Source organism: Bacillus sp. FSL W8-1127, from assembly GCF_038006725.1.
In the GTDB taxonomy this organism is placed as follows: domain Bacteria; phylum Bacillota; class Bacilli; order Bacillales; family DSM-4216; genus Bacillus_O; species Bacillus_O smithii.
Genome location: NZ_JBBOVU010000001.1, coordinates 2,367,964 through 2,390,271 on the forward strand (window position 1 = coordinate 2,367,964; position 22,308 = coordinate 2,390,271).

Here is a 22,308-nt window from a genome sequence, read left to right on the forward strand (position 1 = left end):
CTATCGAGTGCTAAATCTATTAAATAACTTATCAAAAGGGGACTCCTCTGTCAATCATTTAACTAATGCCAAGAAAAGCTTGGAACACTTCATTTCCCAAAAACCTTCCTTTTTTCGTGAGACGGATAAAATCTCCTTGTACTTCCACTAGTCCTTTGTTTTCCATTTCTTTCGCAGGAGATGAGAAAATCTCCATAAGCTCTATCCCAAATTTATGCTGAAAGCGAGTCATTGACACTCCTTCTGTTTTTCGCAATCCTAAAAACATTTCTTCTTCCATCTTTTCTTCTTGGCTGAGACTGATTTCTTCCATAACAGGAAACTGGCCGTTTTCCACCGGCGCCATATATTTTTTCAGCGGCCCGTAATTAGCTCGTCTCTTCCCATTCACATACGAATGTGCCCCAGCGCCAAACCCATAATATTCGCCATTATTCCAGTAAACAAGATTATGCTTGCTTTCATAGCCTTTTTTAGCAAAATTGCTGATTTCGTATTGATGAATTCCATGCCGTTCCATTTCATCCATCAGCAGATCATACATTTCCGCTTCCAAATCCTCGGATGGCAGCGGCAGTCTCCCTTTTTTCATTAAATTGTAATAAACCGTTTTCGGTTCAATGATTAAAGAATACGCTGAATAATGAGGAAGATCGAGTTGAAGCGCTTTTTCCAGCGACAACTGAAAATCCTCTTTCTTTTGTCCGGGAAGGGCATACATTAGATCAATACTGATATTTTCAAATCCTGCTTTGATTGCCATATCCACTGTTTTCACGACGTCTTTGCCCGTATGAGTCCGGCCGATTCTTTTCAGCAATTCATCATCAAATGATTGAACTCCTAAACTCAGTCGGTTTACGCCATAATGGTGTAGAATGGCCAATTTTTCTTTTGTTAAGTCATCCGGATTGGCTTCAAATGTAAATTCTCCTTTTTGGAAAGGAAGAATGTCGCGGATCGTTTTGCAAAGCTCTTCCAGCTGGTCAGCTTCCAGCGCGGTGGGAGTCCCCCCTCCGACAAAGATCGTTTTCAGCTCTCGGGTGGGAAATGCTTCAAGAGTGATCCTCATCTCTTCTTTTAACGCTTTCAAATAGCGTTTAACCGGCTGACCTTTCAAAAAGAACTTATTAAAATCGCAATAATAACAAATTTGTTTACAAAACGGTATATGGATATAGGCAGACTCGATCATAAAGTCTTCACCCCTTTCCTATTAAAAAAGATCCTTGTACACAATCAGCAAAGTCCTTTACACGACGTTGATCTAGAAATGGGTCCAAGAAAAAAAACGAGAAAGGGAAAGCGGAACTTCGCCTTCCCATTCGATCGTTCGTTTTCTATTTACAAAGAAACTTGATAATACAGTCGCTGTCATTTAGAGTCATCCATTTTTAATACTGCCATGAAGGCTTCTTGCGGTACTTCAACGGACCCTACTTGCTTCATCCGTTTCTTTCCTTCTTTTTGTTTTTCCAGCAGTTTTCGTTTCCGGGAAACGTCTCCTCCGTAACACTTCGACAATACATTTTTCCGCATTGCTTTGATCGTGGATCTGGCTATGATTTTGCTCCCGATCGCGGCTTGTACCGGAACTTCAAATTGTTGTCTAGGGATTAAGTCTTTCAGCTTTTCTACAATCACTTTTCCTCTCTCATAAGCAAAATCGCGATGGACAATAAAGCTTAAGGCATCGACTTTCTCCCCATTCAGCAAGATATCCATTTTCACTAATTTCGACGGTTTGTATCCAATAAGTTCATAATCAAAAGAAGCGTACCCTTTTGTACTGGACTTTAGCTGATCAAAAAAGTCATACACAATTTCAGAAAGCGGAATTTCATATATAACATTGACGCGAGTGTCATCAAGATATTGCATATCGATAAACTGACCGCGCTTTGCTTGCGCCAGTTCCATGACAGCACCGACATAATCATTTGGGACCATCATGCTAGCTCGAACATAAGGTTCTTCGATCCGATCGATCTTCTGAGGATCCGGCATATTGGTCGGATTATCTACTTGAACTTCTTTCCCATCCGTCGTATGAACTTTATAAATAACGCTTGGCGCCGTCGTAATTAAATCAATTTTAAATTCACGCTCAATCCGCTCTTGAATAATCTCCATGTGCAAAAGTCCTAAGAAACCGCAGCGGAAACCGAAACCGAGTGCTTGTGACGTTTCCGGTTCAAATTGCAAAGCAGAATCGTTCAATTGTAATTTTTCAAGCGCTTCGCGAAGATCATTAAATTTAGCAGAGTCGATAGGGTACATTCCGCAATAAACCATCGGATTTAATTTCCGGTAGCCGGGAAGCGGTTCAGAAGCCGGGTTGACTGCCGAAGTAATGGTATCACCGACTCTTGTATCACCGACATTTTTGATGGAGGCCGTTAAATAGCCGACATCTCCAACCATTAATTCATCGCGAGTGACAGGCTTAGGAGTTAACACACCCACTTCCGTAACCTCGAACTCTTTTCCCGTTGCCATCATTTTAATTTTGTCCCCTACTTTGACCGATCCATCCACTACACGAATATAGGCGATAACCCCTTTATACGGATCATATAAAGAATCGAAAATGAGCGCTTTCAAAGGGGCGTCAGGATCCCCTTCCGGAGGCGGAACCATTTCCACAATCTGCTCCAGTATCTCGTCGATCCCGATACCTGCTTTCGCTGATGCCAGCACGGCTTCCGAAGCATCTAATCCAATGACGTCCTCGATTTCTTGGCGCACTCTTTCCGGATCAGCGGCCGGCAAATCAATTTTATTGATGACTGGGATAATTTCCAAATCATTATCAATGGCTAAATAGACATTGGCAAGCGTCTGAGCTTCAATGCCTTGGGCAGCATCCACGACGAGAATGGCTCCTTCGCAAGCTGCCAAGCTTCTCGAAACTTCATACGTAAAATCGACATGCCCAGGCGTGTCGATTAAATGAAAGATATAGTCTTCTCCGTCTTTCGCTTTATACTTCAATTGAACAGCATTCAGCTTGATTGTAATGCCGCGTTCTCTTTCTAGATCCATCGTATCCAGCAGCTGATCTTTCATTTCCCGTTCCGATAGGGCGTTTGTTTTTTCAAGAATGCGATCAGCAAGCGTGGATTTCCCATGATCGATATGGGCGATAATGGAAAAATTGCGAATATGCTTCTGTCTGTTCAGTTTTTCTTCCCGCTTCATACTCATTCACTCCTGTTTATCGGCACACGTACACTATTGTCGATTATAGCAGTCAGATTGCCAAGATTCAATGAAAACCTTTCTTATCAAAAACGGTCTTCTTCTCTTCCACAATCCGTACACATATTTGGCTGTTCAATCGGATTTATCCGATTTTATCTGATGCGGTTAGTTCGGATCACTCATGTGTTTCGAGATATTCACGGCGGTTATCCCTCTCTTAGTGGAAGAAGTATCTTTTTCCTGCTTGAAAGAACGTTTTTACATAAAAGAAGAGGGGCTCATAGCACCCTCTTCTTTTAAAAGCAGTGGATCATATGAATTCTACTGTTTTGAACGCTGAGTTTCGCCGGACTGATTCACTTTTTCTGCTTGCCAATAATAATCGCTGAAGGCATCGGCAAAGGCTTCACATGCTCTAGTGATTTCATCCATTGTATTATCCACTCCTCCCACCTCGATTAAAAATGCTTTGTCCGACAAATCTTGATTGAATTTTCCGTTTGTGTTTTTGCCTTGCTTGACGATAACCCCTCTTGATAACCCAGGATATTTTTTTTCTAATCGTTTATGAAGCTCCGTGGCAAGGGCAGCATTTTTTTCATAATTCGGATGTTCAGCTCCGATAATAAAAGCGATTTTCGCATAGCTCTTTCCATGAATTCGAGTGGTGGTTGCATTTTTCCGCTGAGAATCACGGTGAATATCGATAAAATACTGTAAATCTCGATGACGTTTCATGGCCGAAGCGACAACTTGCCTTGATTCTTGGTAAGCCAATCCGTAGTCCCATCCACGTTTATTGAGTAAATCGACGATATCCGTCTTATCTACATAAGTGCCAATTCCCTTCTCTTCAAGCTTGCTTTTTAAAATTTCTCCCACTTTTGTGACATTTAGTTTTGAATTTTGCGCAGCATCCGGATCATTCACCCCGTTCAAATATGGCAAGTATGATTCATGGGTGTGGGTAAAATAAAGATATACGGTTTGTTTTTCGTTAGTCGACAGAGGAGGATTCTGTTTCTTTTCGGTCTCGAGATCCTTCGTGTTTTTCAAAGGCGCCTCCTTCTCTTTGCTTAATACTTCTTTTGGCGGTTCCGACTCAATCGGAAGGTTCGTATAGTTTGTCCCCTTTCCGGCTACGAGGATATAACCATCATAAATGGAAAATCCGGGGATTTCCCTGCCTAATAAACTTCGCTGATCTTTCATTTTAATATTCGTCGCAAATTGAAATAACACTTCATTCAGCGAAGGAACGCGGATATCTTTTGGTTCCTCTTTTAAAAACAACTTATTCTCCATCGTAAATAGATGATATAGGACCGCTCCCGATATATTTTTTGTCGCCTTATTCACAGAATTGGAGGATAGCCGGTATTCATTTTGAAACGTTGTTAAAATCCCCACCAAAGAAAAAACGGATAAAAGAGCGGCAAAAAAAGTAAAAGCTGCTTTTACGATAGTCGCAATGTCGATAGACAGGATATAGTGGGAGTTTGTTTTTTTCATCGTTCCACCCTTTCGTTTCAGTCTAGTAATATATCTATGACTTTCATAGAAAAGGTAGAACTTCTCTTTCCCGTTTTGGCAAAATCGTGATGCTATCGATGATTTTGCCCAAAAAAAAGCAGCCGGTTTCAGCGAGTGTAGAAACCGGCGTTATGCTGTCCAATAGCACTATGAAGAGCAGCGTTCAGACCATTAGCAATAATATTGGCAGTGTCCTGAATAAACACGTCCACTTCTTTTGGCGTCACCATTAAATTGTGGCCAAGTGGAGCCAGAACTTCATGAATGAGCTTTCTTTTTTCTTCTTCACTTAAAGTGCCAATCAGCCCTAAAAACATTTTTCGCGGTTCCTCATCGGGAAGGTCTTCCTCTGTTAATTTTTTCTTCTTCCCGAACAGAAAGCCGGCAGGTGCAAGTGCTTTAGAAGGCCGGTCTCCTTCTTTCATTTCTCGTCCGAAATGCTTAAGCATAAAATCAATCGTTTCGCTCGTAATCGACACTGCATCCAAAACAGTCGGCACTCCAATGGCAATAACCGGCACTCCTAAGGTTTGCTTGCTCAATTCTTTCCGTTTGTTTCCGACACCTGAGCCGGGTTGGATGCCTGTATCCGATATTTGAATCGTAGCGTTTACACGTTCAATAGATCTTGAGGCCAGAGCATCAATCGCAATAATAAAATCAGGTTTTGATTTTTCAACCACTCCGTAAATAATGTCGCTCGTCTCAAGCCCCGTCAGACCCATGACTCCTGGAGCAAGAGCACTCACTTCCCGATACCCTTCTTCTACCGCTTCAGGCTGAAATTGAAATAAGTGCCTTGTCACTAGCACATTCTCACAAACGATCGGCCCTAACGAGTCGGGGGTGACATTCCAATTTCCAAGGCCGACTATTAAACAGCTGGCATCTTTAGAAATATGATTTTTTTGCAAAAACTGCGAGAATTCGTTGGCAAAAACGGCGGTTACTTCTTTTTGCAGTTCCGTGTTTTGCTCCCGAATTCCTTGAGCTTCAATCGTTAAATAATGACCGGCTTTCTTCCCGATTTTTTTCTCGCCTTCCTCTGTAATTTCCACATAGGAAATGTGGACGCCATTTTTGTCCCGCTCTTGAACAATGACTCCCTTAAGTTCTGATTTTTCTTTATCCTTCTCCTCAATCATTTCTTTCGCTTCTATCGCCAAATCCGTTCGAACGGCATATACGCTATAATCGATGTTTTTTTCTTTTTCCACTATGATCAGCCCTTTCCGAAACCACCTGTTTTGATTATTTTTCCCATTAGACAAAGCTTCATTCCTTCGATATTACAAACGAACAGATGTTTTCCGTTATTGGCAAATCGGCTTGGCTTAAAGTTCGCTTTATCAATTCCAGTATTGCAATATCGGCATTCGTTTGATAGAATAACTTTTGTTCTTATTGTTTAAGAAAAGTGAAAGTCGAGTATCTATAAAAATCTCGATCGCTCACAGGAGGTGACAGAGATGCCAAATATTAAGTCTGCAATTAAACGTGTAAAAACAAATGAAGAACACAGAGCGAGAAACGCACAATTTAAATCTTCTATGCGTACAGCGATCAAAAAGTTCGAAGCAGCGGCTGTAAACAATGCCGATAATGCTCAAGAACTTCTCCAAAATGCGGTGAAGCTCGTCGACAAAGCAGCGGCTAAAGGCATTATTCATAAAAATACGGCAAGCCGTACTAAATCCCGCTTAATGAAAAAATTATCTGTCAACGCATAAATAAAAAAGGATGTCAAACGGACATCCTTTTTTATTTTGCACTTTTTATCCATGAAGGTGACTTAATTTCCCCCACAGACAAAATTCCAGTTTTTCAAACCCCGACAAAAGATGGTAGATGGTCCATTCTCGAAGAGGAACACTGCTTATTTTTGATTCCTTCCAAAAAATTTTAATAAAAATAACTCAATGACCATCTTCTTATCCATCGCGCTTGTTTTCATCGCATAGTCGCATTCTGCCAGCAGATGGATGATCCGCGCCAAATCTTCTTCTGTAAATTTCTGTGCCTTTTCAAGAGCCAGCTTTACACGAAAAGGATGCACCTTCAAAATGGCAGCTATTTTTTGCTGTCCATAACCCTTCCTTGCCAGCTCTTTTACTTGGTAAATAAGCCGAAATTGGCTTGCAATGATAGATAATAATTTGATGGGTTCTTCATTTTGTTTTAACAAATCATAATAAATTTCAAACGCTTCTTCGATCTTGCCGTTCACTATTTTATCCACTAAAGAAAAAACATTTTGTTCGAGTGATTTTGCCGTTAACCGTTCCACCATTCCTGCATCGATAACACTTGTTTCTGTAGCGTACATGGCAAGTTTGTCAATCTCGCTGGCCAAAATCATTAAATTCATTCCTGCAAGAGTCATCAGTTGTTGGACAGCAGCATCATCCATTTCTTTGTTTTTGGCTTTTGCGCGTTCTTTTATCCAGATCATGGTTTCTTTCTCATTCAGTTTTTTCGCCTCAAACGTTTCAGCCTTTTCCTTTAATCGCTTTGTGATTTTTTTACGTTCATCCAATTTTTCATAAGGCGCGGCAAAAACGACGATGGAATAAGGCGCCGGTTTTTCAATATAATCCAACAGCCTTTTTAGGTTATGCTCCACTTTTTCTTTCGACTTCTCCGCCTTTAAAAAAACGGGATTATGTAGCACCACTAAACGCCTTTCCCCTAAAAACGGAAGCGTTTCGGCGTCTTCAATCGCCAACTCGACCGGTGTTTCTTCCAAATCGTACGAGGAAAAATTAAAATCCATTTCTTCTTCGTTTAACGCATATTGAAGCAACTTTTGCTTTAATTCACTCATAAAAAACGTTTCTGGTCCATATACTAAGTAAAGCGGAGAAAATTGTCTTTTCTCAATTTTTTCCCATACATTCATCAGCGTCTATACTCTCCAATTGCTTTTTTATTCATCCATTGCAGATCTATCATAAAAAAGCAATTCCTTTTTGACAAGGGGAACATCTTTTACCCGTTGATGCACCCCTTGCCAAATCTATATAAACGCTGGCAAAAAAGTCCCGGGAACTTTTGTTGGCCAGCGGTAAACCTCGCTGTTTATATTGTCGCCATACAAGATCAAAATATAGGTGTCAACTCTTGTCATAGAAGGAAATTGTTCGAGGAGCTATAGATTTTTTTGTATAGATCGAATATACTGAAAAAAATAGGAGGGGATAGGATGAACGAATTCGAAAAAGATGTCCAGTCAAAGCGCAATGACGCCGTAGATTCTGGTGTAGGTTTTGGGGTTTCGTTTCTTTTCTTCACCATTATCTTTCTGATAGGAGTAACGATTAAAGCGATTGGGTAAGTGGATGAAAAGTTCGTCATAAAGGGACGAACTTCTTTTTTTGAACTACTATATGCTATGGAAAATGAGTCTGGAACGTTCCTTTTTCCTTGTAAAATTTGTAGGTGATCTGCCCATTGAGATCTGTGCGAAACACTTTGATATGTTGCTCCTCCAACAAACGGATCACCTCCGGATGAGGATGTCCGTAACGATTTTTCACTCCGACTGAAATCACTGCGATTTTCGGGTTCACAGCCTCTAGAAATTTTGGGGATGTAGATGTCTTGCTCCCATGATGCCCGACCTTTAATATATCCGCTTTTAAATTCCATTGCTGGACAAGCTCAGCCTCCCCCTCCTTCTCCAAATCTCCTGTAAACAGCCATCTCAATCCGCCTATCTTGGCATACAGCACTAGAGAATCATTATTTCCTTCATAAAATGAATCGTCAGGAGAAAGAAACAAAAAGGCAAAGTTGCCTGTGTTCCATCCTTGCCCCTCTATCCCTTCTGTAACTTTGATTTGTTTTTGGAAAGCAAGCCGAATTATTCTTTTCATGATGGCGTCTTTTTCAGATCCCGGAGTAATGATGATTTCCCGGATATGGACAGAAGGAATGATTTCTGTCGCCGCTCCGACATGGTCATAATCGCCGTGAGTCAAAATCAGTTTATCAATTTCCGTAATTCCTTTGCTTTTCAAATAAGGTACTAAAATATCCCTCCCAACGGAAAATTCCCTGATTTTTTCTTGCCATTCGTCTCTTTGAAAGGGAAGATGTCCGCCAGTATCGATTAAATAGTTGCCTTTATGAAACGGGAGATGGATGAAAATAGAGTCCCCCTGACCGACATCGATAAAAGTAACTTCTCCATAAGGGCTCATACGCAAGCACATAAGATGGACGACCAATACTGCAGCTAATAAAAGACTTGCCTTTATCATGGAATGATATTTTTCCCACAAAAAAAAGAAGAAGAAAACAGCCCCCATGTACAAAAAAAGAAAGAACTCATTAGGCTTTCCAGTGACAATAGTGGCAAATGGCAGGTTTCCGCAATCTTCAGCAAACTGATTGATTTTGCCGAACAACCATGAAAATGTTTGGACGGGTGGCGGCAATCCTCCAGCAACTTTGAGAAACAAAAAACTGAAAAGAGAAAGCGGCATCATCAAAAAAGAATAAAATGGAACAAAGAATAAATTGGCCGCAAGGGATATAATGGAAATTTCATAGAAATGATAAAGTAGAAGCGGAATACTGGACGCTTGGGAGATCAACGTAATGGCAAATGACTTTCCCAAAGCACTTTTCAATCGGGAAATCAACGGGGAGGAAAGCAAAAGAGAAACGCTCACCATATAGCTCAGCTGTAAACCGATGTGGTACAGCAAAAAAGGATCGTATAAGATGACCAACATAAAACTGGCTCCGATGGCATCTAATGAAGTCCATCCCCTTTTGGTTAGAGAGGCAAGGAGGAGAAAACTCGTCATCAGTACAGATCTTACAACAGGAGGAGATCCTCCGGTCATCACCGCATAAAGAGGCAATAAAAACAGCAGAATCCACGCTGAGGTTTCTCTTGTCACCCCTAGTCGGATCAAAAGATAAAAAAAGGCGCCTGCTATCAATTGGACATGGAGACCGGAAACGGCAAGCAAATGAATAATCCCCAATTTTTGATAAGCTGTCATCAATTCTTCATCTGCTTTGCTTTGATCACCAAATAGAAGGGCTGCCGCTACAGCTTTCATTTCTTGCGGAAATTGATCCATGACTAATTGGATGCCCTGTGCACGCATCTTTTGAAGTCGATCCAAAAACGTCGGTTTTGTGTAGTAGCAATCGTCTAAACGAATGTTGCCGATCGGTTCGATGATCCAATAAATTTGATGATCCGATAAATAGGTTTTATAATCAAAGCTGTTCTCGTTTCTGCTTGTGGATGGCTCCAGTAATTTTCCGGAAAACGAACAAACGAGGGGAGAAACCAATTTTTGCTGGAGAAGCTGTTTTTCTTCTGGAGAATGAAGAGTGTATCGCAATTCGAGCTTTTCTCCATCTTGAGAAATAACACGGGCCTTCAGCTGATCGCCGTCGAAGGTCATATCTTGTTGAAAAGAAACCGTCCAATTCGATTCCGTACCAACATATAAACTATGATGATGACTTGAGCGAATGAAGGTGGCCAAATAAAAAAACACAGACACCGCTAACAGGGAAATGACTACTGTTTTAGGAAGCTTGAATAAAAGAAACAAGCAAATCATCAAAAGAAAAAGACGGACGCTGCCTAAAGAACGAGGCAGTGCCCAAATGCTGCCGAAAAGAGAAAAAACGGCGAAATAGAGAATATTTCCTTTCATTCCCCACCCCCAATATATTAGCCAAATAAGTCCGTGACCTGCGCTTTTAACTGTTGCAAAGTTTCAGCATCTTCTCCGGATAATTCCAATTTGTCCATCAATGTTTGTACAAGTTTTTTCTTTTCCTCGTTTTTGCGATCAATGATCGGCCATTCAAAGGGAATGTGTTCTACTTTTACCCCCGCTTTTTCAAATAATTCAAGGCTGAAAGGATGGTTGTGATAGCCATTCGCATAATATACGGAGGAAATTCCCGCTTGAATAATGGATTTTGTACACTGCACGCACGGAAAATGAGTGACGTAAATTTCCGCATTTTTCGTCGGCACTCCAAATTTGGCGCATTGCAAAATAGCATTCATTTCAGCGTGAATCGTCCGGATGCAATGTCCTTCTTCCATATAGCATCCGACATCCACACAATGTTCCCCACCAGCAATGGATCCATTGTATCCACCCGCAATAATTCTTTTTTCCCGAACAATAGTAGCTCCGACCGCCAATCTCGTACATGTACTTCTTAGTGACAATAAATGGCTTTGAGCCATAAAATATTGATGCCAAGTGATTCTTGTGCTCACAGCGATGCTCTCCTTTAAATCGACATATTTTTCTGAAGCGTTGCTTTTCTTTCTAGTTTATAGGCAACGAAAAGTTGACGTCAATAATACCGCCTTATTTCACTGTTACTTTATCTTTTAATTTTTCAAAAGTTTTGTCTCCGATTCCAGAAATGTTTTTTAAATCTTCGACCTTTTGAAAGGCTCCGTTTGTTTCCCTATACTCAATAATAGATTGTGCTCTTGTTTCACCGATGCCGGGTAAATTTTGCAATTCCTCCGCCGTTGCCGTATTAATATTCACAAGCTGCTCTCCTTGGCCATTTCCACTAATAGCGGGATGAGCGGAAGGAATACTTTGAGAAAGCGTTGTCGATTCTTTTTCCCCGACTTTCGGGATGTACACAACCATTTCATCTTGTAGTTTCTGTGCTAAATTTACTTTTGTTTGATCGGCTTCTTTCCGAAAGCCCCCTGCTTTTTGAACGATATCATAAATCCTGTCATTGGTCGTTGCTTCATAAATTCCCGGTCTCATGACTGCTCCTTTTACATCAATCACCACCGATTGTGGTTTTGCCGCTCCCTCTTCTTTCTCCTCTACAGCTTTTTCAGTCATATTCTCTTTTGTTTCTTCCTTTGGCATCACAATAGACGGTTGGTCTGTTTTCTCCTTATGGCCGGTTTGGTAAAAAAATAAGAGAAGAATCCCAATAGAGGCCGCAATCAAGGCGGGGATACGATATCGCTGCAGCAGTTCCATTTTTGTTCCTCTTCACCTCAAGTCATATTATTTTTTTCAACGCATACATTGTAGGAGAAATGTCATTTAAGGAGGGACCTCATTTGAAGACAGGAATTATCGGTACGGGAAATATGGGAACCATTCTAGTCGAATCGTTCATCGAATCAAAAGCCCTAGTCCCTTCGGATGTATATATACACAATCGCACTCCTGAGAAATCACTTAAACTTAAATCCCAATACCCTGGATTAAACGTAGCGGCTAATAACCGTGAAGTCATTGAAAAAAGCGACATCATTTTTCTATGTGTCAAACCAAAAGAAATCTATTCGCTTATTGCCGAACACCAGTCGGTTTTTTTAAAAGAAAAATGCGTCGTTTCGATCACTAGCCCCATTACCACGGCCCAATTGGAGTCGCTTCTGCCCTGTTCGTGTATAAGAGCGATCCCCAGCATCACGAACCGGGCTTTGGCAGGTGCTGTATTAGTAACATTTGGAGAAAATTGCCAAGAGGAGTGGAAAAATCAATTTTTACACTTAATTAAGGCCATTTCTCATCCGGTTGAAATAGATGATCGTTGGACAAGGGCCGCTTCGGATATCGTCAGCTGCGGGCCGGCTTTTTTCAGTTATATGACCCGCAAGTTTATTCAAGCTGCGGTGAACGAAACGGGCATCAGTCAAAAAACAGCGGAAAATCTTGCTTCTGAAATGCTAATCGGAATGGGAGAACTATTGAAAAAGAAGATTTATACACTGCAAAGCTTGGAAGAAAAAGTTTGTGTCAAAGGCGGTATAACCGGAGAAGGCATTGCTATTTTGGAGCAAGAAATCGGAGATATGTTTGAGAAGCTGTTTGCCAAAACTCACGCGAAATTTGCAGAAGATATTGCGGAGATCAATCAGCAGTTCGGAGCTTAACATAATGAATTCTTCTTCTACAGATCAATATCCTTCCGCTTTCAAAAATTTTTTTAAAAAAGGGGCGCACTCTTTTTTGAGTGACTGCCCCTTTTCCATATAGTTGGTTGGCCTATTGTTTACGAACTTAGCTTTTTACATACGAAAAAAATTCGTTCTGATTGTTCTAGTGGCGGATCATCCGTAAAATCCGCACTAATTTGAAGCACTTGAAAACCGCATTGTTCCAGCCATTTTTGATATTCCGCAATCGGGAAAGTACGCTGAACATGAAATTCGTCAAAACGCTCATATAAGCCGTTTTCTTGCTGCCGCACGAAAAAAGTTAGTTCGTGTTCGACGCTGTTCTCCTGCTCACCGGGAAAACAATTCCAAATATAGGATGCATCCTCATCATTAAAAGCATACGTATGATGAAGAAAAACATGGTTCATCTTATATAAGGAATGGACGTCAAACATAAAAAGCCCTTCGTCTTCCAAATGTTGATATATTCTTTCAAACGTACGGAGGACATCTTCCTCTTTTAATAAGTAGTTCAGTGAATCGCAGAACATCACTACTCCGTCAAACCGCCCTAACCCTTCTAATTCTCGCATATCTTGCTGAAACAGCGGAACATGAAAGCCGTGCTCGCTTATTTTTTGTTGAGCAACGATCAGCATGGTCTCAGACAAGTCAACGCCTGTTGTTTTCCAGCCTTTTTCTGCAAGCCTTACCGTTAACTCTCCTGTGCCGCATGCCAAGTCCAGTATACGAGCCCCTCCGTTCCCATGTTTTTTCATATGCCTGTCCAAAAATGCAATCCAGGCATCATAAGGAGCATCTTCCATCAAATCGTCGTATATAAGAGCAAAACGTTCGTACGTCATTTTAGAATCTCACTTTGAACGTCAACCGTCGGCGCATCTCCCCACAAACGCTCTAGGTTGTAGTAACTTCGCTCATCGCGGTGGAAAACATGGACAACGACGTCGCCAAGATCAAGAAGAATCCAACGTGCTTCATCGAACCCTTCCATTCTCTTGACAAACAAGCCTTTTTCTTCTACTTTTTCTTTTATTTCTCTGGCAATGGCCTGAACTTGCTTATCTGAGCCGCCATGGCAAATGACAAAATAATCAGCGATAAGGGAAATCCCCTTCATATTTAAAACGACGATATTTTCGGCTTTTTTATCATCCGCTGCCTTAACGGCGGTAAACAAGAGATCATGACTACTCATTTACTTCCCTCCACTTTTTCACTAGGTGATTGTACGTATCAACCGTATCGGGAAAAACAGGTTGGTTTTTTTTCAAAAGAAACACGATGGTATTTTTTAATGCCTGAATAAGGGCTTCATCTAAGTTTCGTTCCGCCATTTCCCGTACTTCATCCACCCCCGGAAACTGTCTGCCCGGTTCGATGTAGTCAGCTAAATAAATGACTTTATCAAGCACCGTCATATCCGGTCTGCCAGACGTATGGTAGCGAATGGCATCCAAAACTTCTTCGTCTTCAATGCCTGCTTCTGTTTTCGCTAAGTACGCTCCGACCGGTGCATGCCATAATTCAGCATTAAATTGCAGAAGCTTAGGGTCCATTGCTTGTTCAATGATAATTTGTTTCATTTCTTCTTTAGGCCGGAATTTAGCATAATCGTGAAAAATAGCCGCCAATTCCGCCTTCTTCTCATCCGCTCCGTATTTCGCAGCCAGCTTGATGGCTGTCTCCATGACGCCCAATGTGTGCTGGAAGCGATGTTCCGTCAATTGTTCTTTCACAATCTTTAACGCTTTCTCACGGTTCATACAATCGATTCTCCTTTATATAGGCAATCACACTATCCGGCAATAAATATTTCACTGTTTCGTTTTTGGCTATTTTTTTTCGAATCAACGAAGATGACAGCTGAATTTCAGGAACGTCCACGATTAGAACAGGATAAGGAGTATCCACGCTGTAGTTGGGGCGCTTAACGCCAACAAATTGGACCAACTTGCACAACTCTTCAATGCGATACCATTTAGGCAAATATTCAATCATATCGCCGCCGATGATAAAGTAAAATTCCGTATCAGGCTCTCTTTCTTTCAATAGAACCATCGTATCGTACGTGTACGATTTTCCCATCCTCAAAAGTTCAATTTCTTCAATGGTGAATTTTGGATGATCGGCAATCGCCAACGACACCATGGCCAGTCGATCTTCCACACTTACGCTGTCCATTTTTTGTTTGTGCGGCGGCTCATAATTCGGCATAAATCGAACTTCATCCAGACCAAGTGCACAAAGCACTTCATTCGCAATAATCAAATGACCGATATGGGGAGGATTAAAAGTACCGCCCAGTATGCCTACTCTTTTCTTCATTTTGGCAGAACGATCTGTTTGTTATTAGAGGATTCTTTGTACAAAATAATGGTATTACCGATCAATTGCACGAGTTCTGCGTTTGTCCCCTTCACCAACTGTTCGGCCACTTCCGATTTATCCTCTTCGCAGTTTTGCAAGACGCTCACTTTTAATAGTTCACGCGCCTCCAACGCATCATTGATCTGTTTCACCATATTTTCATTCACGCCGCCTTTTCCCACTTGAAAAATCGGATTCAAATGATGAGCCTGCGATCGCAAAAAACGTTTTTGTTTACCTGTTAACATGATACCCTCCTAGTTGTTCGAGCACAATTTTCTCCATTCTGTTTGCATCAGGAGCCACGCCCGTCCATTTTTCAAAGGCGGACACACCTTGATAGACAAACATTTTGATTCCATTTTGGGTGATAGCCCCCTGTTTTTTGGCTTCCGCCAGAAATTTTGTTTCAAGTGGATTATAAATAATGTCCGATACAAATGTTCCTTTCTTTAACAAAGAAAGCGACAACGGCATTTCATCTGTTTTTGGACTCATCCCGATCGATGTCGTTTGAATGACAATCGAATAGTTTCCCATTCTTTGCTCAGCTTCGGAAATCGAAAGAACGTTTGTTTTTGTTTCAAACGGGCACTGTTCAGCAAGACGAGCCGCTTTTTCCATCGTTCTATTCGCAATATCAATCAATCGTACATGTTCAGATGCCAGTGTATAATAGATGGCTCTCGCCGCTCCCCCGGCACCGATGATTAAAATATGATCAAGATGAAGATCTCTGCCCAGTGCTTCTTTCAATCCTCTGACAAATCCATCGCCATCTGTATTATAACCGATCCAGCGATCGTTTTTGCGAACAACAGTATTCACAGCTCCAATCGCTTCCGCCAGAGGATCAAGCTCATCCAATAGCGGAATAATCGCCGTTTTATGCGGAATTGTTACGTTGAATCCTTCCACACCAATGGCTTTCATGCCTTCCACAGCCTTTTTCAGATCATTTGGCTTGACATGGAAAGGATGATAATAAGCCGGTATTCCCAACCTGCTAAAAGCATCGTTATGCATGGCCGGCGACATCGAATGAGCGATAGGATCGCCGATCACTCCATACAGTTTCATCATTCTCCCCACCATTATATTAAAGATTTTCGAATCAATACACTGACTCCTTTTGGCACGTAAGCCGCTACCACTGCACCCGGTTCATGAACCGTTACCCAACCAAGTCCTGAAAAGACAATGTCCGTTTTGGCATCTGTGATTTTGAATTCGTGGCGGATAAGCGGCGGAAAATCATCCAGCTGTTCTTCCCGTGGAGGAACGAGCATTTCACCGACATGCTTTTCATATAACGAGTCGGCTTTTTCCAATTTTGTACGATGAATTTGCAGTTCGTTCGGCATGTAGCAAACAAGCGAGCGACGACCGCCCTTCAGATAATCAAGACGGGACAAACCCCCGAAAAACAACGTTTGTTTTTCATTCAGCTGATATACTTTCGGTTTAATTTCTTTTTTGGGCATGATGATTTTCAAATCACGTTTATCTACGAAATGCGCCATTTGATGGTGGTTTATAATCCCCGGCGTGTCAATTAAAGCACTTCCGTCCTCCAACGGAATTTCGATCTTATCGAGTGTGGTCCCGGGAAAATGGGATGTGGTGATCAGTTCGCCCGACTCACCGCTTTCTTTCAAAATACGGTTGATAAAAGTGGATTTTCCTACGTTGGTGCATCCCACCACGTACACATCTTTTCCCGCGCGGTAGTGTTCGATCATTTCCATTGCTTCCCTTATAAAATGTCCTTTAGAGGCGCTTACCAAAATAACATCAATAGGTCTGAGCCCCAGTTTCTCCGCTTCTTTTTTCATCCAGTTTATTAATCGTTCCCGTTTCAATGATTTCGGAAGCAAATCCTCTTTATTTCCGATCAGCAAAACAGGATTATTTCCGACAAAACGAGGCAGACCAGGCAGCCAACTTCCATTGAAATCAAAGATGTCCACAATTTTTACAATGAGACTCTTAGTCTCGCCAAGCGTATGTAAAATTTTCAAAAAATCATCATCCGTCAACGAAACATCTTGAATTTCATTATAATGTTTCAAGCGAAAGCATCTTTGGCATACCACTTGTTCTTTTTGCAATGCAGAAGGTGGCGTATAGCCTACTTTTTCCGGATCTTCTGTCTGTATTTTCACTCCGCATCCTGTACAATAAATTTCTTGTTCGCTCACCTTTCATCCTCCCATTGTATTAACCCTTTCTTTTTACACACATTCATAATTCTTCTTTCAATCGTTCTATTGATTCTCGTCCAAAATCCGTCTGTTTGAGCAACCGGCACGACTAAAATGGTATAAAATCCGCCGCGGTTTCCGCCTAAAATGTCTGTCAGAAGCTGGTCTCCAATCACAACGGTTTCCTCTTTGCTTATATTCATCCTTTTCAGCGCTTTGCGAAAAGCCTTGCCCATCGGCTTTCTTGCTTTATGAATAAAAGGTATATTCAACGGTTCAGCGAATGCTTTTACACGATCTTCATTATTATTCGAAACGATGGTCACTTGAATACCGTGTTTTTTCATTCTATTAAACCACTCTTCAAGCTCAGGAGTCGCGCTCGGTCGATTCCATTCTACCAACGTATTGTCCAGATCGGTAATAATCCCCTTTATGCCTCTTTTTTTCAAGGTAGCTGGATCAATGTCGAAAATGCTTTTGACTTGTTCATTCGGCAAAAATGCTTTAATCAATTAAGTGCACCTCAATTATGATGTAGATGTCGATATTATCATACATAAATTTCTTCATAGTTTCAAAATAAATTCGTATCTATTATCTGTGCCAACTCGGTCGGAGCTGTCCCAAAAGGCAGTAAAATGACCTGGGGACCCCTTTTTTATCGAGAATTGTTGATGATCGCAAAATTCACTTGCTTTCTGCGGGCGATCCGCGAGCTTTCCCGCAGGAGTCTCGCCCACTTCGCAATCATCACTGTAAAATTTAACTTAGACAATGCAAAAATCGTCTTTTTCATTATCATGTAAGCGCCAAGCCGACACTCCGCCTGCTTCCAAAAAAGAAGGTCCGAAGATAGAGTTTTAAAATGCCAACCGACCATTGAAACTTGATTCTTTATAAGGAAGATCGAATTTTGCCGAACGGCTTGCTTTTTCCATTTCATACATGATTGAAGATGAAAAGAGACTTTGATTTTCAATAAAATATGACCGTTTCGTCGGAAAAACTTTTCGACAAATTCCCTGCATCCCCCATTGTGGATAACTTTATTCACATTTTCCCGCCAGTAAAATAACCCATTATTTTTTTTATAAACAGGTTAACCACAACTTATCCACTTATCGATGTGGACAACAGAACGCTTGTTCTATTTAGAAAAATCTGCTAAAGTAAAGATACAACTTGAGTAACCTACCATGATATGCAGAACGATTCACAAGTAGAACGTTTCATTGGAGGTGAAAGATGAATGCGACTTTTATCAGATGAGCTTTTAATTGAAACCTATTATAAGGCAATTGAACTCAAGTTGAGTCCTGAATTTATTCGCCTCATTGAAACGGAAATGGATCGTCGAGCTTTGAATCGTAACGTAAAGGTTTCCTCTTAATCCCATTCTTTTTTCTGCCCGTGCCAAAACACCGGGCTTTTTTTTGTTTCTAAAACTCTAATCAAAAATGGCCATTTATGAGCTGAATCATGAATAACACCTTGCCGAAAGGTAATGAATAAAATAAGTAGAAAAAGAAGAAAGAAGGTCTCAAAAGATGAAGGTGATTCAAATTTGCCAAACGTGCAACGGAAAAGGAACCATTCCGAAATTCTATATTTTCAAAGTACATTGTCCAGATTGTGGAGGAAAAGGAAGAATGCCGTGCACCAGTCATGAACAGCGCAAACAGCATCTGCCGCCGCTCTCATGATTTCTTCTTCCTTAAAGGTGCTATTTCTCCCTCTCGTCTTAACATAATGGCTATCGCTTTCATTGAACGCGTAAGTCTCAAAAAAAAATGTCTGTGACCAATCAAGTGCACTTTCGCTAACGTTTTCCGAAAATATTTTATCCGATTGTTTAGACTTCGACGATTTTTCCGGCGCTAGAAACGAATGCACCGTCCCGGATGGATGAACATCCAATCTGCTGAGGAATTTCATTAAATCGGATGGAGAAAAAACAGGACGTGCAATGATGTTCCCCCATGTGCATATGAATAGAGAATAGGCACACCTTTTGAGGGGGGATGTTATGTTTGGAGTATTTTCAGCCTTTTCGTATTTTTTTAAAGAACTTCTCTTTCTCGTCTCCTATGTAAAAAACAACGCGTTTCCCCAGCCTCTGTCCCCAAATGAAGAAAAAATCTATTTAAAACGGATGGCAGAAGGCGACGAAGAAGCACGAAATTTATTAATCGAGCACAATTTGCGCCTTGTCGCCCACATTGTCAAGAAGTTCGAAAATACAGGGGAAGACCCGGAAGATTTGATTTCCATCGGGACCATAGGGCTCATTAAAGCAATTGAAAGTTATTCAGAAGGAAAAGGAACAAAGCTGGCCACATATGCAGCCCGCTGTATAGAAAATGAGATTTTAATGCATTTAAGAGCATTAAAAAAGACGAAAAAAGATGTTTCTCTTCACGATCCAATCGGGCAAGATAAAGAAGGAAACGAAATATCGCTCATTGACATTTTAAAATCCGAATCTGAAGATGTGATTGATACAATTCAATTAAACATGGAACTGGAAAAAGTAATGAAATATTTACGGGTACTTGATGAAAGAGAAAAAGAAGTGATCATCGGCAGATTTGGATTGAATATGCAGGAAGAAAAAACACAACGGGAAATTGCCAAAGAACTCGGCATTTCACGCAGCTATGTTTCTCGAATTGAAAAGCGCGCACTTATGAAAATGTTTCATGAGTTTTATCGAGAAGAAAAAGAAAAGAAAAAGATGGAGCCTGACTAAGATAAAAAGGAAGAGCCGGGACACCTTAAAGGTATCTCGGCTCTTCCTTTTTAGGCACTATTCGGCTCCAACCTCGAGAGCAATCACGATACCGATAGTCGTCGCAAGAAGCAATCCAAGGATCATTAATGCCATCGAACCACCCCTTCTTACATCTTACACTAAGAGTGCCACAAATATCATATCATTTTTTGTAAAAAGATGGATGGCATTACATATATTGAAAACAGAGAAAATACCTGCACAATATCCGTTCTCTTCCAATTTCTTCAGTCATCTTCTTCGTACTCAGTCAATTGAACATGATATTTCTGAGCTTTATAGAAAAAAAGAGCAGACCCTATGATCAAAACCATTGTACCTGCCATCAGCATATTGGTCTGGATCTCTGTTTTCCCTTCAACCGGCAAAACCACACCTAAATAAAGAAAAACACTTAGCGCCGTCAAAGTACATCCAAACCTTTTGAAATCTACTATTTTCTCTTTTATTTTTTTGCATTGATTTTCCACTCGACCTATACCTCCATACTAAAGCTTGATCGTACAATCGTTATTCTTGGTTGTCTTCACTTCCATAAAAAACATGAACCAAAAACAGCTTTAAGGCACATTCGAGAAATGGCGGGGCATCCGGATTCTTGTCTTTGAAGGCCGTTCTAAAAGATGGGTTCAAACCCTTTCTTCTACTTTAGCATAGAGGAGTTAATCATGAATTAGTAACTTAAATACAGGTCTGGAAAATCATCTTAAAAATAATGATAGTAGCAATCTATTTTAAAGATTCTACTATTTTAACCACAAGTTCAGCAGAATTTCGAGCTGCTTTTTCTAAATACTGATCAAAACTGATATTCGACTCCTTGCCGGCAATATCGGAAAGAGAACGAATGATGACAAAAGGTGTACCAAATTGATAGCATACTTGTGCAATCGCTGCAGCTTCCATTTCAACTGCCTGCAAATCATTCCATTTATGACGGATCGATTCGACGCGATCCGGATCGCTCATAAAAGAATCTCCCGTCGTGATCAGCCCTTTGACAACTTGAACCCCAGTCAATGTTTCTGCAGATCGGGCTGCCGCTTCAATTAAACGTTTATCCGCCAAATACGCGGCAGGCATCTGCGGCACCTGTCCATATTCATATCCAAATACGGTGGCATCAACATCATGATGGCGTACTTCTGTTGAGATCACGATATCTCCTACTTGCAATTCAGGGTTCAATCCTCCTGCAGAACCGGTATTAATCACCACATCCGGCTGATAGTGATAAAGCAACACAGCTGTTGACATAGCGGCGTTCACTTTTCCGATGCCCGATTTAAGCAAGACGACATCTGCCCCTTTTAGCTTGCCGGACGTATATTCGCTGTTCGCTATTGTGTCAGTACTGCTAGATTTGATTTGATTGCGTAAAATCGCCACTTCTTCTTCCATGGCGCCAATGATTGCGATTTTCACCCTTTTTCCTCCTATTCCAACTTGGGTTAGGCTTTATCGTTATGAATCAATTTTTCCACCTGAACAGGCTTCCATCCTTTCCCGTCTACCCATTCTATATATACCCGATACGCATCATCTTTACGGCCTTTCGGAGAAACCGTTCCAATGGCCTTATCGGGTCCTTGGCCGCTTATAAACCATACAGTCATGCTGTCTTCGGGAATGCCGGTAGCATAAGAAAGCGCCTTCACCTTTTCTTTCCAGTCGACTGAATTCGTATCAAAAGAAGACACATGTTCTCCGCTTTGCTGAGTGGCGACCGGCTCCCAGTTGGGATCCTTGATCGTCTCCTCGACATTGGGACCGCCGCCTTGTTCAACAATCACTTTTTCTTTTTTCTCTTCCTTTTTCTTCTCTTTTTTCTCCTTCTTCGTATGCTTTTCCTGTTTAGATTCCTGCTTGTCCTTATTATTCACGCTAGCCGTTTCTTGCTGGGAAGTTTTCGGCTCATCGCTTGTTTTTTTCGATGTTTCATCATCATTTCCGCCGGAAAAAATAGAAAAAGCTACTAGAATAATTAAAATAATAACCACAACAATCGCCGTATTTAAAATGCGATTCGTTTTCTTTCGTTTCAATCGCTTCTCTGAACGAGACGGATATTGATCATTCATGGAAAAACCTTCTCCTCTCTTAGGGGATTATTCATCATTCTATCATGTTTGCTGATAAAGTGAAACTTCCTCTAGGGCCAACTACCCCTTCCCATTCGTGATCTCCATTGGTACACACTGACGGATGTGCAAGAAACCATCCCTTGCAACATGATGAAATGTACCATATATCTCGTCCGT

Annotated in this window: 26 protein-coding genes; 6 read left to right on the top strand and 20 right to left on the bottom strand. The window is 41.1% G+C overall.

The features are described 5' to 3' along the window. Positions 1-58: 58 nt before the first annotated feature. The 4 genes from hemW to gpr all read right to left on the bottom strand — a co-directional run bounded on the left by hemW (position 59) and on the right by gpr (position 5,954). A complete protein-coding gene (hemW, locus tag NST12_RS11185) occupies positions 59-1,195 on the bottom strand; it encodes a radical SAM family heme chaperone HemW (protein WP_341101246.1) in 1,137 nt (378 codons plus the stop codon). Positions 1,196-1,374: 179 nt separating this feature from the next. Beyond that, positions 1,375-3,201: a translation elongation factor 4 gene (gene lepA / locus NST12_RS11190; protein ID WP_003355420.1), complete on the bottom strand. Its 1,827-nt coding sequence runs from the start codon at positions 3,199-3,201 to the stop codon at positions 1,375-1,377. A gap of 324 nt (positions 3,202-3,525) precedes the next feature. Continuing rightward, the gene (spoIIP, locus tag NST12_RS11195) at positions 3,526-4,716 is read right to left on the bottom strand and encodes a stage II sporulation protein P (RefSeq protein ID WP_003355421.1); all 1,191 of its coding nucleotides are present in this window, start codon (positions 4,714-4,716) and stop codon (positions 3,526-3,528) included. Positions 4,717-4,844: 128 nt separating this feature from the next. Further along, positions 4,845-5,954, bottom strand: a complete 1,110-nt coding sequence (gene gpr / locus NST12_RS11200) for a GPR endopeptidase (RefSeq protein ID WP_341102215.1) — start codon at positions 5,952-5,954, stop codon at positions 4,845-4,847. A 252-nt stretch (positions 5,955-6,206) separates the two neighbouring features. Between gpr and rpsT the strand changes: the two genes are divergently transcribed. Next, positions 6,207-6,467, top strand: a complete 261-nt coding sequence (rpsT, locus tag NST12_RS11205) for a 30S ribosomal protein S20 (RefSeq protein WP_003355423.1) — start codon at positions 6,207-6,209, stop codon at positions 6,465-6,467. A 146-nt stretch (positions 6,468-6,613) separates the two neighbouring features. Here the strand turns inward: rpsT and holA are convergent, their stop codons facing one another. Further along, positions 6,614-7,636 (bottom strand): DNA polymerase III subunit delta, encoded by a 1,023-nt coding sequence (gene holA, locus NST12_RS11210; RefSeq protein WP_048623719.1) that lies wholly within the window; start codon positions 7,634-7,636, stop codon positions 6,614-6,616. 303 nt (positions 7,637-7,939) lie between these two features. On the opposite strand from holA, the gene NST12_RS11215 reads away from it, so the two are divergent. Then, positions 7,940-8,071, top strand: a complete 132-nt coding sequence (locus NST12_RS11215; protein ID WP_003355426.1) for a YqzM family protein — start codon at positions 7,940-7,942, stop codon at positions 8,069-8,071. A gap of 55 nt (positions 8,072-8,126) precedes the next feature. Here NST12_RS11215 and NST12_RS11220 read toward each other — a convergent pair whose 3' ends face one another. From NST12_RS11220 to NST12_RS11230, 3 genes are all read right to left on the bottom strand, one after another. Beyond that, the gene (locus NST12_RS11220) at positions 8,127-10,424 is read right to left on the bottom strand and encodes a DNA internalization-related competence protein ComEC/Rec2 (RefSeq protein WP_341101249.1); all 2,298 of its coding nucleotides are present in this window, start codon (positions 10,422-10,424) and stop codon (positions 8,127-8,129) included. A gap of 17 nt (positions 10,425-10,441) precedes the next feature. Further along, positions 10,442-10,972 (bottom strand): ComE operon protein 2, encoded by a 531-nt coding sequence (locus tag NST12_RS11225; RefSeq protein WP_040341964.1) that lies wholly within the window; start codon positions 10,970-10,972, stop codon positions 10,442-10,444. A gap of 127 nt (positions 10,973-11,099) precedes the next feature. After that, complete coding sequence (locus NST12_RS11230) at positions 11,100-11,747, bottom strand: helix-hairpin-helix domain-containing protein (protein ID WP_328203304.1); 648 nt, start codon at positions 11,745-11,747, stop codon at positions 11,100-11,102. An 83-nt stretch (positions 11,748-11,830) separates the two neighbouring features. On the opposite strand from NST12_RS11230, the gene comER reads away from it, so the two are divergent. Further along, positions 11,831-12,652 (top strand): late competence protein ComER, encoded by an 822-nt coding sequence (gene comER, locus NST12_RS11235; RefSeq protein ID WP_327796949.1) that lies wholly within the window; start codon positions 11,831-11,833, stop codon positions 12,650-12,652. 119 nt (positions 12,653-12,771) lie between these two features. Here comER and NST12_RS11240 read toward each other — a convergent pair whose 3' ends face one another. From NST12_RS11240 to NST12_RS11280, 9 genes are all read right to left on the bottom strand, one after another. Further along, on the bottom strand, positions 12,772-13,524 hold the full coding sequence (locus NST12_RS11240) for a class I SAM-dependent DNA methyltransferase (protein WP_327823966.1): 753 nt from the start codon (positions 13,522-13,524) through the stop codon (positions 12,772-12,774). Continuing rightward, on the bottom strand, positions 13,521-13,877 hold the full coding sequence (gene rsfS, locus NST12_RS11245) for a ribosome silencing factor (RefSeq protein ID WP_003355432.1): 357 nt from the start codon (positions 13,875-13,877) through the stop codon (positions 13,521-13,523). Before rsfS ends, NST12_RS11240 begins: the two co-directional genes overlap by 4 nt. Continuing rightward, positions 13,870-14,445, bottom strand: a complete 576-nt coding sequence (gene yqeK / locus NST12_RS11250) for a bis(5'-nucleosyl)-tetraphosphatase (symmetrical) YqeK (protein ID WP_327804013.1) — start codon at positions 14,443-14,445, stop codon at positions 13,870-13,872. The genes rsfS and yqeK overlap by 8 nt, the downstream gene beginning before the upstream one ends. Continuing rightward, the gene (locus tag NST12_RS11255) at positions 14,435-15,007 is read right to left on the bottom strand and encodes a nicotinate-nucleotide adenylyltransferase (protein ID WP_327804014.1); all 573 of its coding nucleotides are present in this window, start codon (positions 15,005-15,007) and stop codon (positions 14,435-14,437) included. The genes yqeK and NST12_RS11255 overlap by 11 nt, the downstream gene beginning before the upstream one ends. Next, the gene (gene yhbY / locus NST12_RS11260; protein WP_003355436.1) at positions 15,004-15,297 is read right to left on the bottom strand and encodes a ribosome assembly RNA-binding protein YhbY; all 294 of its coding nucleotides are present in this window, start codon (positions 15,295-15,297) and stop codon (positions 15,004-15,006) included. Before yhbY ends, NST12_RS11255 begins: the two co-directional genes overlap by 4 nt. Then, positions 15,284-16,132 (bottom strand): shikimate dehydrogenase, encoded by an 849-nt coding sequence (gene aroE / locus NST12_RS11265; protein ID WP_048624502.1) that lies wholly within the window; start codon positions 16,130-16,132, stop codon positions 15,284-15,286. Before aroE ends, yhbY begins: the two co-directional genes overlap by 14 nt. Positions 16,133-16,143: 11 nt before the next feature. Further along, on the bottom strand, positions 16,144-17,250 hold the full coding sequence (gene yqeH / locus NST12_RS11270) for a ribosome biogenesis GTPase YqeH (protein WP_003355438.1): 1,107 nt from the start codon (positions 17,248-17,250) through the stop codon (positions 16,144-16,146). Beyond that, the gene (locus tag NST12_RS11275; protein ID WP_003355439.1) at positions 17,247-17,768 is read right to left on the bottom strand and encodes a YqeG family HAD IIIA-type phosphatase; all 522 of its coding nucleotides are present in this window, start codon (positions 17,766-17,768) and stop codon (positions 17,247-17,249) included. Before NST12_RS11275 ends, yqeH begins: the two co-directional genes overlap by 4 nt. A 146-nt stretch (positions 17,769-17,914) precedes the next feature. Continuing rightward, on the bottom strand, positions 17,915-18,310 hold the full coding sequence (locus NST12_RS11280; protein WP_003355440.1) for a hypothetical protein: 396 nt from the start codon (positions 18,308-18,310) through the stop codon (positions 17,915-17,917). Between the two features lie 195 nt (positions 18,311-18,505). On the opposite strand from NST12_RS11280, the gene NST12_RS11285 reads away from it, so the two are divergent. The 3 genes from NST12_RS11285 (at position 18,506) to sigK (ending at position 20,005) form a co-directional block, all read left to right on the top strand. Continuing rightward, positions 18,506-18,646 (top strand): sporulation histidine kinase inhibitor Sda, encoded by a 141-nt coding sequence (locus NST12_RS11285; RefSeq protein ID WP_327796944.1) that lies wholly within the window; start codon positions 18,506-18,508, stop codon positions 18,644-18,646. Positions 18,647-18,803: 157 nt separating this feature from the next. Continuing rightward, complete coding sequence (locus NST12_RS11290) at positions 18,804-18,959, top strand: hypothetical protein (RefSeq protein WP_327796943.1); 156 nt, start codon at positions 18,804-18,806, stop codon at positions 18,957-18,959. Between the two features lie 323 nt (positions 18,960-19,282). Then, complete coding sequence (gene sigK, locus NST12_RS11295) at positions 19,283-20,005, top strand: RNA polymerase sporulation sigma factor SigK (protein ID WP_048623726.1); 723 nt, start codon at positions 19,283-19,285, stop codon at positions 20,003-20,005. 269 nt (positions 20,006-20,274) lie between these two features. Here the strand turns inward: sigK and NST12_RS11300 are convergent, their stop codons facing one another. The 3 genes from NST12_RS11300 to NST12_RS11310 form a co-directional block, all read right to left on the bottom strand. Continuing rightward, positions 20,275-20,517, bottom strand: a complete 243-nt coding sequence (locus tag NST12_RS11300; protein WP_003355444.1) for a YrhC family protein — start codon at positions 20,515-20,517, stop codon at positions 20,275-20,277. A gap of 259 nt (positions 20,518-20,776) precedes the next feature. Then, entirely contained in the window at positions 20,777-21,472 is a 696-nt protein-coding gene (mtnN, locus tag NST12_RS11305; protein WP_341101257.1) for a 5'-methylthioadenosine/S-adenosylhomocysteine nucleosidase, read from the bottom strand. 26 nt (positions 21,473-21,498) lie between these two features. Beyond that, positions 21,499-22,128 carry a YrrS family protein gene (locus NST12_RS11310; RefSeq protein ID WP_341101259.1) on the bottom strand — a complete coding sequence of 210 codons (630 nt, stop codon included), beginning with the start codon at positions 22,126-22,128 and terminating at the stop codon, positions 21,499-21,501. Between the last annotated feature and the right edge of the window lie 180 nt (positions 22,129-22,308).

Bases quoted from the DNA above. Each gene is read 5' to 3' on its own strand.
- aroE (WP_048624502.1), bottom strand. From the start codon at position 16,132: ATGATGAAACTGTATGGAGTGATCGGCGATCCTATCGCTCATTCGATG.
- NST12_RS11225 (WP_040341964.1), bottom strand. From the start codon at position 10,972: ATGGCTCAAAGCCATTTATTGTCACTAAGAAGTACATGTACGAGATTG.
- NST12_RS11285 (WP_327796944.1), top strand. From the start codon at position 18,506: ATGCGACTTTTATCAGATGAGCTTTTAATTGAAACCTATTATAAGGCA.
- yhbY (WP_003355436.1), bottom strand. From the start codon at position 15,297: ATGTTAACAGGTAAACAAAAACGTTTTTTGCGATCGCAGGCTCATCAT.
- holA (WP_048623719.1), bottom strand. From the start codon at position 7,636: ATGAATGTATGGGAAAAAATTGAGAAAAGACAATTTTCTCCGCTTTAC.
- spoIIP (WP_003355421.1), bottom strand. From the start codon at position 4,716: ATGAAAAAAACAAACTCCCACTATATCCTGTCTATCGACATTGCGACT.
- yqeK (WP_327804013.1), bottom strand. From the start codon at position 14,445: ATGAACCGTGAGAAAGCGTTAAAGATTGTGAAAGAACAATTGACGGAA.
- hemW (WP_341101246.1), bottom strand. From the start codon at position 1,195: ATGATCGAGTCTGCCTATATCCATATACCGTTTTGTAAACAAATTTGT.
- NST12_RS11310 (WP_341101259.1), bottom strand. From the start codon at position 22,128: ATGAATGATCAATATCCGTCTCGTTCAGAGAAGCGATTGAAACGAAAG.
- NST12_RS11290 (WP_327796943.1), top strand. From the start codon at position 18,804: ATGAAGGTGATTCAAATTTGCCAAACGTGCAACGGAAAAGGAACCATT.
- rsfS (WP_003355432.1), bottom strand. From the start codon at position 13,877: ATGAGTAGTCATGATCTCTTGTTTACCGCCGTTAAGGCAGCGGATGAT.
- lepA (WP_003355420.1), bottom strand. From the start codon at position 3,201: ATGAAGCGGGAAGAAAAACTGAACAGACAGAAGCATATTCGCAATTTT.
- NST12_RS11220 (WP_341101249.1), bottom strand. From the start codon at position 10,424: ATGAAAGGAAATATTCTCTATTTCGCCGTTTTTTCTCTTTTCGGCAGC.
- NST12_RS11255 (WP_327804014.1), bottom strand. From the start codon at position 15,007: ATGAAGAAAAGAGTAGGCATACTGGGCGGTACTTTTAATCCTCCCCAT.
- NST12_RS11215 (WP_003355426.1), top strand. From the start codon at position 7,940: ATGAACGAATTCGAAAAAGATGTCCAGTCAAAGCGCAATGACGCCGTA.
- sigK (WP_048623726.1), top strand. From the start codon at position 19,283: ATGTTTGGAGTATTTTCAGCCTTTTCGTATTTTTTTAAAGAACTTCTC.
- NST12_RS11240 (WP_327823966.1), bottom strand. From the start codon at position 13,524: ATGACGTACGAACGTTTTGCTCTTATATACGACGATTTGATGGAAGAT.
- NST12_RS11230 (WP_328203304.1), bottom strand. From the start codon at position 11,747: ATGGAACTGCTGCAGCGATATCGTATCCCCGCCTTGATTGCGGCCTCT.
- rpsT (WP_003355423.1), top strand. From the start codon at position 6,207: ATGCCAAATATTAAGTCTGCAATTAAACGTGTAAAAACAAATGAAGAA.